This window comes from Gemmatimonas sp. (genome assembly GCF_036405635.1).
Lineage (GTDB): Bacteria > Gemmatimonadota > Gemmatimonadetes > Gemmatimonadales > Gemmatimonadaceae > Gemmatimonas.
The window spans coordinates 1-11,682 of the sequence record NZ_DASWXE010000012.1 but is presented as its reverse complement, the minus strand read 5'-3'; the positions used below and the strand labels follow the sequence as shown (position 1 = coordinate 11,682).

The following is an 11,682-nucleotide window of genomic DNA, read 5'->3' as shown; positions in this document are numbered from 1 at the left end:
CTACATCGCGCTGATCGCCGTCGTGGTCGTCTTTCAGTGCGCGCTCATTATCGGCGCCCCATGGGGCGCATTCACGATGGGCGGCGCGTTTCCTGGCACGCTTCCCCCGCGCATGCGTGTCGCGGCCGCGCTGTCGGCGGCCCTGCTGGCACTGAGCGGCATGGTCGTCGCGGCTCGTGCAGGGATGGCGTTCCCATCATGGCATCGAGGCACGCGGTGGGCGATCTGGGTGGTGGTGGCCTACATGTGCGTGGGTGTCGTACTCAACGCCATCACGCCGAGTGCGGGCGAACGCATGGTGTGGTTGCCGGTGACCATCGTGCTGGCGGTGTGCGCGCTGGTCGTTGGACGATCATCGAAGAACGCACACTCGGCGTAGTTCCGTTTCCATTCAAGTGATTCACATGACCTGTCGCATTGTCGCGCGAATTCGCGCGACTGACCAGGAACGGACTCTTACTGCAAGAACGTAAGTCATTTCAATGCAGTCGTTTGTGAAAATACGACGCCGGTATGCTTCGTGCTTTGTTCGGGGATGGGTTACCAACTTCAACCTTCATCCCCAACTCCCATGTTTGCTCGTCTCGCAGTCCTCGTCAGTATCGGCGTATCGGCCGTCATCGCGATGCTCCCGTCCATCGCACCACCTGCTCAAGTCATTGCCGTGCTCGAAAGTCGGTCCGTCAATCCGGGCACATCGATCGCGGCGGATCAATGTTTCACCTTCGGATTCGATGCCGCCTCAGCGGCGGAGTGTGGCGACCTGCGTGTCGCACACACACTTCCCGCCACGCGTACGCGTGGAGCGGCTCGTGCACCGACGCTTGTGTATCACGCACAACAGGCACACCCGTATCCCGTGGTGCGGGCGAACCTCACATCGGCATTCGGAACGCTGCGATACGGAAACGCCACGTTGTATCTCATAGTGAACGGCACGCCCGTTCCGGTCGCGGCGCAGAGCTATTCCGATCTCGATATGTTCCCGGGCAGCAGCCGGCGCCTGGCACTCACATTCGATGGCATCACATATCCCACCGGCGTCTACCCGTACATCGTCACGTTCTCCGGCGTAGGGCGTAGTTCTTTCCCGCCTTTTGCCGACGTGCCGGTATTTGCGCAGACCGCGGATACCCTTCTCATCGTCAATCGCAGCACCTCAGAGTTCGGTGCGGGTTGGTGGCCGGCCGGCTACGAGCAGCTGCTGTCGAATCCTGACAGTTCGAAGCTGTGGGTTGGCGGGGATGGCAGCGCGCGTCTCTATCGCAGCCATGCCGGGCAGTGGGTTGCTGATACCCTCACCCGACCCGACTCCATCATCAGCCCGACCGGCACCAGCACGTTTGTCCGGGCCGCTGAAGACGGCGCGCGTGTCGTGTTCAACAACAGTGGTGAGCACATCGCGACCATCAATCGGCTCGATGATACCACCACGTTTGCGCGCACTGGCGGACGACTCACGGGGATCACGCTGCCACGTGGTGGGCTGACCTACACGTTTGCCTACGACGGCAATCAGAAGCTCATGCAGGTCACACCACCGGCGGTGTCGGGCACGCCGCGCACGGTCGGCGCTTCAGTGAATAGCGGACGGCTTGTCTCCATCACCGATCCCGACGGTTTTGCCACCACCTTCGCATACAGCAGCACGGTGGCCAACCTGATGGTATCGCGAAGCGACAAGCACACGCGCACGCGTGCGTTCACCTTCGATGGTGCGATGCGACTTGCGGGCACGACGGTGTATGCCGGCGCGGGCTCCACCGATCCGATCACCTGGACCATGTGTGCCGCCGAGACTCGCGGGCTGCTGGGCGGCGGGCCCTGTGGTGCGTCGGTTCTTCCCTATACGGACGCCCGTACCACGATCGATGGTCCCCGGGCCGTGGCCGATACCTGGAACATCGCGGTGAACCGGCACGGCGCGGTCGACAGTTTCCGCGACCCACGCGGCAGCGTGTCCACATTCCAGCGCACTGATACGCGGTTTCCAGGCCTTGTCACCCAGGCGACCGATCCCAACGGATTCGTGCAGCAGTACACCTACACCGAGCGCGGCAACGTACAGACGCGCACTGATGTCGACGCCCTTGGGCCGGCGATGTCGAGTGTCTACAGCTATGTGTATGGCAGTACCCAGTGGCCCGATGGGGTGACGACGATGTTCCTGCCGATGGATGGCTGGATGCAGTTCACGTACGACACCCGCGGCAATGTGCTCACGCGTGAGGATTCCCGGGGAGCCGCGGGACGCACGACACTCAACTACGGGACGGTGGGAACATCGGCGTCCGGGTTGCTGGTCTCCGTGGTACAGCCCAACACCGTGGCGGGGCGGACAGACTTCGACTCGCTGCAGTACGATGCGATGGGAAATGTCTCCGACGTGCGGACTGCCTCGCGGGTCGGTGGGACGACCACCATCCACTCGGCTACACACACGTCGAACGATGCGATTGGGCGTGTGGCACAGACCTGTGTCGACCTCAGCATCGGTGGCACGCCGCCGCAGCAGTGCACCGCGACCACGTTCAGTCGGATGGATCGCGACTCCGTCGTCACGGTCACTGCGCCACTGGGCGTGGGTACGCAGACGCTGACGACGCGAAGCCGATATGACCGCGAAGGGCGCCTCACGTGGCTGCAGCGCCAGTCGTCATTGCCGGACGCGGGCATTGGCGCCATCACGACGCAGTGGCAGTACGACAGCGCGGGGCGGCGCATCGTGGAGACGGCGCCAGACAGCAGGACCGACCGCACGTTCTACGATGCAGCGGGCAACGTGGAGCGCGTCATCACGCGCAAGAGTGACACGGTGTCGATGACGTATGGTCTGGCGAACGAACTGCTGACGCGTCGGTTGTCGGCGGTGCAGTATCCGGCCGTGACGGACACGGCATACGATGCGCTCGCTTTTCCCTGGAAGCCAAACAGTGGGAGCGACTATCTAATTCCGGTGGATACCCAGCGGTTCACCTATGACAGCGCGGGGCGCATTCTCACCGCCAACAACCGCGACGCACGTGTCACGCGTACCTATCTCCGCAGCGGGCTGCTGGCCACGGAACGGCAGAACCTGCGTGCTTCCAATGCGGCGGCGGTCGATACCACGAAGCACAACTATCTGCTGTCGTTCCGCTACGACCTGCGAGGGCGGCGCACCGTTGTGAAGCTGCCTGCGCAGCTCGCGACGGCTGGGCAGGACAGCCTGCTGCGCATCTATCATCCGTATCGCGATGAGTTGCTGGCCGTCGCCGATCCGCTCGGCAATACGTTCACATACAACTACACGGTGCGGGGCGAGCCGGAAACGCTGGATTTTCCTGGTGGCTATCAGGAACAGTGGACGTATAGCGCGGCGGGCTATGACAGTCTGAACGTCATCACCAACATCAGCACGGCGAGCGGGCGGCTGCCGTATGCTCCGGCCCGCAACGCGCGTTCAGGGTTCGATGCCCGAGGATTCCGGCAATTCCTCTTCGATGGCTCAGGGCTTCGTGATACGAGTCGGTTCACCTACACCGGGATGGGGCATCTCGATTCGAGCAGTACGAGTCAGATGGCACTGCGGCAGGGTGGGTCTGCGCGGGCCCGGAGTTCAGAGAAGCTGACGTATGATGGGCTCGGCAACATCCTGACCAGCCGAACGCAGGCGTCCAGCAATCTCAATGAGAGCGGCACGCTGTACACGGGCACGAGTGCGGCGACGCAGAATTTCAATCAGGTGGCCACGTATCAGGCTGGTGTGGGCCGGTTGCAGGAGCAGCTCGACAATCCGCGCGGCACACGCAGTTTCGTGTACGACAGTGCGGGAAACACGACCTGGTCGCGGTTCCAAGGTGATCCCACGGCGAGCGCACAGTTGCGGGAAGCGCGTCGTTCGTACTATGCGGCCGACGGCACACTGCGGGCCGCAGACTATCGGTGGCGCTCCTCACTGCCTACGCACAGCATCTGGCGCCGCGTGTTCGAAACGTACCGCTATGATGCGTTAGGACGTCGGGTGGCCGTGCGTGCGGACCGCGAATGTGATCTGACCGACTATGCGGTGCGGGAACGGCTGGCGTGTGATCTGAGCACGTATCGCCGCATTGTGTGGGAGGACGAGCAGCAGATTGGGGAATTTCAGACCTTGGTGAAACTGCCGGGGCTGTCACCGGCGGCCGACGCGGTGGTGGACAACGATGGTGTGCAGGACAGCCTGCCGCGCGTATTGAGCGCCACGCAGGATCCCAATCCGTTCTTCGGGCGGGTGGTGTACACCGCAGGGTTGACGCTGGACCAACCGCTGGCGCTGACCCGCTACGGCTACACCGACTACGCGACGGCGACCACGAGCTATGTGAAGTTCCCACCGGTGACGGTGTCGCTGATGTGGACCGCGCTGGGCAAGGTGGGGCTGGCGGCCTGCGTGGATGGGAAGGCGCAGTGCACGGCGACGAACGGTGTCGGAAGAACGGCGTCGATGGTGCTGAGCGTGCCGGATCTCTGGTTCATGTACGAGCGGCCGAAGTATGTGCCGGTGTCCTGGCACGGCAATGTGCTGGATGACCAGCAGACGGGGACGGGTACGCACTATCGGCGCAATCGGTACTATGATCCGGGCGCAGGGCGGTTCACGCAGGAAGATCCGATCGGGCTGGCGGGTGGGCTGAATTTGTACGGGTTTGCGGGGAGTAATCCGGCGAATTTCAGTGATCCTTTTGGCCTGTGCCCGTTCTTTTTGACAGGGAAACCGTGCTCTGCCGGACTCGCTATTGGGTTTGGCTTTGTACCGATCGCCGGAGATGCATATGACATCATCAGCGCTTTCGTTGGTAAAGATCTCCTTACAGGCGAATCAATAGGAATTGGAGGTGCAGCCGCAACTCTCGTCGGGACCATAGCCGGTTCTGGGAAGCTCGCGCGAGAAGTAACTGGAGTGGCATCAACGTATTCAAGCATCACGAGACGCAGTGCACGTGTATGGAATAGGGCAACGAACGTAGATGCAGTGAGGTTCGGTGAGAACCTGATAGAGTCAGGCTTCGAACGCTCAGGCCACGTGGATGGGATTGTCAAATACACCAAAGGCAATCAGCGGTACATTGTGCGCGGCCCTGAGCGTTCAAATAGTGGATGGACAGCAGATGTATATTTCGGTGATGACTTACAGGGCAAGATCAGACTTGGAAGACCATGACTAGACCCGAGAAAACCATTCATGGCCGTTTCGACATTGCTGCTCGACTTCCTGAGCAAGTGTTTCGGAGGCCCGATGAACTGGTCTTCGCATTCTCCGACTCGGCTCTTCTTACAGCTTTCGGAGGTTGGGAGATCTTGAAAGCTTGTGCTCAGCATTTCAAGGAAGACCGTATTTTCGCGGTCGTCGTTGATCAAGTGGCGACGATTGGGAGAACTCGGGTATTCCCAACTTTGAGTATCGAATCGGAAGCAACTCGAGAAATCTACATCAACTGGCTCGATGAGAAAGGAAGCACGAGTGCGGGTCTCCTATACATCGATGCGCGCACAGTGGCTTTTTCTGGATCGTCAGGAGAATGGGGGCTTTGGATTGATCAAGATCGAGAGCTCGCTGTACTCGGTGGGCCGCGCGCGCTGCTAACCTCAATTATTGAGAAGCAAGTCGATGGTTTTGTGTGGGTACCGGCAAGTGCGGTCGAAGATTTGCTGGCACCTTCGTTCTTTCCAGAACCCGTCTCGGTTGATTTGTTGGATCGGCTCGTTAAGGCCTATGGTCGCGATTTCGCTTAGCGGAGTTTGATGCGATAGTAGACACTGGCAAGTATGGGTTTCTTGAATAGAACACGAGGCCTGTATGAAGAGAGCCCGGCCGATGTACGGTCGGGCTCTCTTCATTGGCGTCGTTTTCGATCTTGCCATGCCATATCAATGGTGAGAAGATGCACAGCTCAGGGTGTGCACCAACCCGATGGAGTACCTGAGAGAGCTGGAAATGAGTTGCGATCGTCAAAAACTCTGTTTGATCGTTCGGGAGCAGAAACTCGAACAATCAATGAACAGATCGAAACACTGACAATCATCAGCCAATGGTAGAGCTGAGATACGGTGACTGGCTTGCTCCAGATTCATGGGAAGGGATGTCTTCAGCGAAATTGAGCCCCGTGACGATCCGCACGAGTAGCCGTTAGATCTTGTAGTTTGATCATTCATCAAAACTCATGTATCATGCGAACCACCCAGTTTTTCACATCCGGCTTGTTGCTCATGGCCTCGCTGTTGATCATCGCCAAGCTGTTCGCCGAGCACTTCCCGTCCGCGCCGAACTGGGCGCTGGGTCTCGGTGTGAGTCTTTGGCTGGCGATCACCGTGGCCAACATGTGGGTGGGTGTCGCGAAAGCCGGCTATTCAGTAGGAGAAGAATTGCCGATCCTGCTGCTGCTCTTCGGTGTGCCGGTGGTTACGGCCGTTCTGGTGCGGTGGCGTTTCCTGTAGCCATAGCTGGGCTGCTGTGACCAAATGCGGTCGATGGCGGGTTTTCTCTGACAGGCACCACGACTTCACGCAGAGGGAGCGATGCGCACGATGGGTCGACACGGTCTGGCCGTTGGCTTGCTGCTGGCACTTGGGTTCTTCGCCTATCGTCTGGCCATCGCGCCCGTACGCGCGGTGAGCAGTGCGAGTGCCTGTGACGGCGCCTACGCCAGGGCGCACACACGAGCGGATTCCATCGCGGTGGACCTCCTGTCGTATCCGGATCCAGCGGGGCATGGTGTGGATCGTCGGTGCGGGACGCGCGAATCGTCTGTCGCGGTTCGGCCATGACAACAACATTGCCGGCGGCAGCACCCGAAATCCCGGTCGCTGATGTCGCCATGTCATCGGCGTACTACCGCGATCAGCTGGGCTTCAACATCGACTGGCATGCCACCGACATCGATCTCGCAGGCATCTCGCGTGACCAGTGCCGCCTCTTTCTCGCCGGGCCGGCCTTTCGCGAACAACGTGGCAACACTAGCCCCGTCGTGATCTGGCTCAACCTGGACAGCATCGAGGCCGTGAATGATCTGCATCGCGCCTGGCACGCCGCCAACGCCATCGTGCTCGCGGTACCCGAATCAAAGCCTTGGGGACTGCATGAGTTCACGGCCGCTGATCCCGATGGCAATCGGTTTCGCGTGTTTCACGACTTTGCGACACCGGAACGACTGGCAGAAACATCACAATGACCAGATAGACAAACGGGGGCGCCGTGTTCGGCGCCCCCGTTCTGCATCCACACTCCAGCAGAGATCAGCTCGCGATCTTCTTCTTCTGCTGGTTGATCTTCTCCATGTACTTCTTGAAGAACTGCTTCTGAATGTCGTTCATGTCGATCTCACGACCCTGGATGTACGACTGGATGATGTTCGACGTCATATCCAGCGGCGTCCCCGTCGTGATCAAAAGCGTGGCTTCCTTGCCCACTTCCAGTGAGCCCACCTTGTCGGCCACACCCATGAACTCGGCAGCGTTGATCGTCACTGCCTTGAGCGCTTCCTCTTCCGGCAGGCCGAACGCCACGGCCACACCCGCGTCCCACGGCAGACGATAGCTGTACAGCGCGTTGCCGTCGCCGGCGATCGCGAACTTCACGCCGGCCTTGAACAAGGCCGCCGGTGAGCTGTACGCGCCGTCGTAGCCATCGTCTTCGCGCGGCGGTGCGGACATGGTGGACGTGAGGATCACCGGGATCTGCTCGGCCTTGAGGCGCGGCGCCACATGAATGGCATCGCGCCCGCCACGAATCACCAGCTTTACTCCTTCTTCCTTGCCCCACGTGATGGCGTCGTTGATCTGCGCCACGCCTTCCGCGGCCACCACCACCGGGATCTCACCATTGAGTGCCGGGATCATCGCCGCATAGCGCGAGTCGGTGCGCACCGACTGCTTGCTCTTGAGCGCATCACGATACGCGCGTGCTTCCGCGAAGAAGTTGCGGATGGATTCGACCTGTTCGGCGTAGGTCTTCGGCGCCGCCTGCGCACCGCGGCCGCCCGGGCCCCCCGGCGGACCGAACTGCCCACGTGGACGTGCGTTCGGATCGGGCCAGTTCACGTTGAGCGCCGCGGCACCCTTCATCGACATCTCTTCCCACGTCCAGCCTTCCAGCGAGATGGCCGACGACAGGCCGGAGATCACGCCACCACCGGGCGTCGCAAACGCCACCAGCACACCCGCGTTACGGGTGGTGCCGATGTGCCGGCTTTCGGCGTTCACTGCCACTTCCGGGCGCACGTTCGGATTGAAATCGCCACGTTCGTTCACGTCGTTGGACATGTCGACCGCGCCGATTTCCGAGATACCCACCGTGCTGTACGCGTCGATGAGACCGGGGTAGATGTGCTTGCCCGCCACATCCACCACTTTCGCGCCACGCGGCACTTCCGTCTCCGCGCCACCGATCGCGATGATCTTGCCGCGATCCATCACGATGGTGCCGTTGGTGATGGTGCCCTTGGTGACCGTGTGAATGGTCGCGCCCTTGAGCGCAACCGGCTGCGACTGAGCGGCGGTGGGAATGACCACCTGCGCATGAGCCACAGTGGGAGCCATGATGCCGGCCGCCCCGATGGCGAGAGAAAGCGCAGCCAGGCGTGCGGCCGTGTGCTTGATCGAGTGCATGATCAGCGAACCCTGTTGAGTCGTGGTGAATGCCATGATCAGTTGCTCCCCGGACGACGGGCCGGAGCACCAGCCGCCGGCGCATCGGCCGGGCTGGCCGCAATGACGGCCTGGATGAGCTGTGCGCGCTGCTTCGCGATCTCTTCGCGCAGCACCTTGTCTTCGTCCAGCGAGAAGTACTTGCGACCGTCCACCCAGGTCTGCTCGGCCTTGGTGAACTGCGAGAGCGGATTGCCGTTCCAGATCACGAAGTCGGCATCCTTGCCGGCTTCGAGCGACCCGACCGTCTTGTCGATGGCGATGGCCTTGGCGGCGTTGATCGTCACGGTGTTCATCGCGTCGATCTCATTCACGCCCGAGCGCAGCAGCTTGCCCGCTTCCCAGTTCATGCGGGTGGAGATCTCGTTGTCGTCGGAGTGCAGCGACGTCACCACGCCGGCTTCCATCAGCAGGCGCGCGTTGTACGAGGTGGCATCATACGCCTCGAGCTTGAACGCACCCCAGTCGCTCCACACGATCGCCGCCACGCCCGACTTCTTGAGCTCATCGGCGATCTTGTACGCTTCCACGCCGTGCTGCAGCGTCTGCACGCGGAATCCGAACTCCTCGGCCAGGCGCACCAGCGCCAGGAACTCGTCGGCGCGATAGCCGTGCGAGGCCACCAGCAGCTTCTGGTTCAGGATGTCGAGAATGGCTTCCATGCGCAGGTCACGGCGCGGCGGAACACCCGTCTTCGTCTTCTGCGCGTCCCACGCCTTCCATTCCTTCTCGTAGTCGCGCGCCGCGAGGAAGTGGTCGCGGATGATTTCCTGCGTACCCATGCGCGTGTTGGGATAGCGCGTCTGGCTGCGCTTGGGGTTTTCACCCAGCGCGAACTTCACCGTGCGCGGCGCACCCTGGATCTTGTACTCGTCGGGCAGCGAACCCCAACGCAGCTTCACGAACACGTTCTCGCCGCCGATCGGGTTGGCCGAGCCGTGCTTGATCATCGTGGTGGTCAGGCCGCCAGCGAGCTGACGATAGAACCACACGTTGTTGTGCGTGATCACGTCGCCCATCTGCACCTCGGGCACGATCGCAAAACCGCTTTCGTTCACCGAGCTCACACCACCATGCGTGTGCGGATCGATGAGGCCCGGCGTGACATGCTTGCCGGTGCCGTCGATGATGACGGCGTTGGCCGGTGCGGAGAGTTTCTGCCCCACGCGCACCACCTTGCCCGCCTGCACCAGCAGGTCGGCGTTCTCCATGCGGCCCTGGGCACCCTGCGTCCACACGGTCGCGTTGCGCACGAGCACAACCGCCGGCTGCACCGGAGCAGCTGCACGACCGTACTCCATGCTGGGGCGGATGAACGGCAGGTCGATCTTGGGCACCTTCACCGCGACCACACCACGCGCCGCACCCTGGAACTGCTCCGAACGCGTGCCGCGATAGGTGGCGTCGGTACCGTTCGGCAGCGCGAGCCAACCGAAGAAGTCGTTGCCCTGCACCGAGCCGGAAAGCAGCACGGCGCCTTCGAGGCCCAGCGATTCACCCGGGAAGGACGCTTCGAGGCGGCCTGTTTCGGCAATGATGCGAGCCGACGTGATGTTCACCGGACGACGGCCCGCTGCTTCGAATGTGCCGCGGATTCGGTTGAGCGGACCTTCGAGGCGCAGCGTGGCGTTCTTGTACGTGCCCGCGTCATCCGACGAAATGGTCCACGTGCCACGCGGATCCACCTGCGCCGGACGCGTCACGCCGTAGCGCGCACCCTGCACCCACACATCGCGAATGGCGCCTTCTTCGGTGAAGAGATCGCCTTCGCTGATCACGAGATTGGCCACCTTGCCCGCCGCGATCGTGCCGTGCGTACGATCGATGCCGAGCCAGCCGGCCGGTACCGTGGTCAGTGCGGCGAGCGCCTTGTCGGGCGTAAGACCACGCGCGACGGCGATGCGCAGGTTGGGCAGGAACTGCGTGAGCGACGACAGGCCGTCAGACGTGATCGCAAACGGCACGCCGGCACCGGCAAGCTGCGCCGGGTTGGTGGGCGCGAGATACCAGTGACGGAGATCGCTGAGCGACACATTCATCGCCGCTTCCGGATTGGCCACGTTGGGCGCGTCCGGGAAGGCCAGCGGCACGATCAGCGGCTGCGTGCGTCCCTTGAGCACGTCCACCAGGCGGTATTCCTGGCCACTGCCACGGAACCACGGTGTGAGCTTGTAGTCGGCCGCGAGCTTGTACGCGCGCAGGTATTCCTCTTCGCTTTCCGTCTGGAAAATCACGGGCTGCTTGCCCTGCACGGCGCTGCCGAGTGCGGAGAGCGCTTCGCTGGTTTCGGGCGGCAGAATGGACCGGCCGCTCGCTTCGTACGAGCCCCACGCGCGCATGTACCACTCGGCATCGAGCAGCGTCTGCTTCATGAGGGCGATCGTACCCATCGTGGAGTTGGGGTACATGCCGCCAAGAGCGAACGAACGCTGGAAGCCGATGGACTGCAGCAGGTCGGGGCGCAGGACGCGCTCGCGCACACCGGCGTCGCTCAGGTTCACCACCGAGGCCTTGCCGCGGAAGATGCCCTGATGCGGCACAGCGAGTGCCGCGCCGAAGCCGAGCGAGCGCAGGGCCGCACGGCGCGTGGAGTCGTCCTTGAAGTTGGCCGTGGTGCTGAACCACGCACGCACCTGCGGATTCCAGTGCGTGGGCCCCACATCACCACCCTGCGGTGGCGCGTCGCCGCCAAGATCGGCGTGCGCGTCGATGAAGCCGGGGTAGATCGTGAGCCCCTTCATCTCCCACACGCGGGCACCGGCGGGTGCCGTGACAGCGGCCCCGACGGCCGTCACCACGCCGTTGCGGATGACGATGGTGGCATTGTCGAGCACCTGCCCGGGGGCCGTGACGACGCGGGCCCCGACGAGCGCGTGATAGCCGGTGGCGTTGGCGCGCAACGCGGCGACAGGCTCGGTGCGGGACGATTGCTGTGCCCCGAGCGTGCCGGCAGCCAGCACGGAGAGGCTCAACAGGGAACGAGCGAATTTCACGAGGGACTCCCGGGACGGCGGTCGC

General features: G+C 62.3%; 8 protein-coding genes. 6 read left to right on the top strand and 2 right to left on the bottom strand.

Annotated elements, in window-relative coordinates; genetic code table 11:
• The 6 genes from VGE27_RS00520 to VGE27_RS00495 form a co-directional block, all read left to right on the top strand.
• Positions 1-379, top strand: a 379-nt coding sequence (locus tag VGE27_RS00520; RefSeq protein ID WP_331047670.1) for a hypothetical protein, incomplete at its 5' end; no start/stop codon positions are given.
• A 192-nt stretch (positions 380-571) separates the two neighbouring features.
• Positions 572-5,182: an RHS repeat-associated core domain-containing protein gene (locus VGE27_RS00515; protein ID WP_331047669.1), complete on the top strand. Its 4,611-nt coding sequence runs from the start codon at positions 572-574 to the stop codon at positions 5,180-5,182.
• The gene (locus VGE27_RS00510) at positions 5,179-5,754 is read left to right on the top strand and encodes a hypothetical protein (RefSeq protein ID WP_331047668.1); all 576 of its coding nucleotides are present in this window, start codon (positions 5,179-5,181) and stop codon (positions 5,752-5,754) included. Before VGE27_RS00515 ends, VGE27_RS00510 begins: the two co-directional genes overlap by 4 nt.
• Positions 5,755-6,189: 435 nt before the next feature.
• Entirely contained in the window at positions 6,190-6,456 is a 267-nt protein-coding gene (locus tag VGE27_RS00505) for a hypothetical protein (protein WP_331047667.1), read from the top strand.
• A gap of 81 nt (positions 6,457-6,537) precedes the next feature.
• Complete coding sequence (locus tag VGE27_RS00500) at positions 6,538-6,786, top strand: hypothetical protein (protein WP_331047666.1); 249 nt, start codon at positions 6,538-6,540, stop codon at positions 6,784-6,786.
• A complete protein-coding gene (locus VGE27_RS00495; RefSeq protein ID WP_331047665.1) occupies positions 6,783-7,190 on the top strand; it encodes a VOC family protein in 408 nt (135 codons plus the stop codon). Before VGE27_RS00500 ends, VGE27_RS00495 begins: the two co-directional genes overlap by 4 nt.
• A 64-nt stretch (positions 7,191-7,254) precedes the next feature.
• Here the strand turns inward: VGE27_RS00495 and VGE27_RS00490 are convergent, their stop codons facing one another.
• A complete protein-coding gene (locus VGE27_RS00490) occupies positions 7,255-8,661 on the bottom strand; it encodes an amidohydrolase family protein (RefSeq protein WP_331047664.1) in 1,407 nt (468 codons plus the stop codon).
• Between the two features lie 2 nt (positions 8,662-8,663).
• Positions 8,664-11,657, bottom strand: coding sequence for an amidohydrolase family protein (locus VGE27_RS00485; protein WP_331047663.1), 2,994 nt, complete (start codon positions 11,655-11,657; stop codon positions 8,664-8,666).
• Between the last annotated feature and the right edge of the window lie 25 nt (positions 11,658-11,682).

What these genes read in the sequence shown, in the direction of transcription:
- VGE27_RS00515 (WP_331047669.1), top strand. Translation starts at nt 572, where the DNA reads ATGTTTGCTCGTCTCGCAGTCCTCGTCAGTATCGGCGTATCGGCCGTC.
- VGE27_RS00510 (WP_331047668.1), top strand. Translation starts at nt 5,179, where the DNA reads ATGACTAGACCCGAGAAAACCATTCATGGCCGTTTCGACATTGCTGCT.
- VGE27_RS00505 (WP_331047667.1), top strand. Translation starts at nt 6,190, where the DNA reads ATGCGAACCACCCAGTTTTTCACATCCGGCTTGTTGCTCATGGCCTCG.
- VGE27_RS00500 (WP_331047666.1), top strand. Translation starts at nt 6,538, where the DNA reads ATGCGCACGATGGGTCGACACGGTCTGGCCGTTGGCTTGCTGCTGGCA.
- VGE27_RS00495 (WP_331047665.1), top strand. Translation starts at nt 6,783, where the DNA reads ATGACAACAACATTGCCGGCGGCAGCACCCGAAATCCCGGTCGCTGAT.
- VGE27_RS00490 (WP_331047664.1), bottom strand. Translation starts at nt 8,661, where the DNA reads ATGGCATTCACCACGACTCAACAGGGTTCGCTGATCATGCACTCGATC.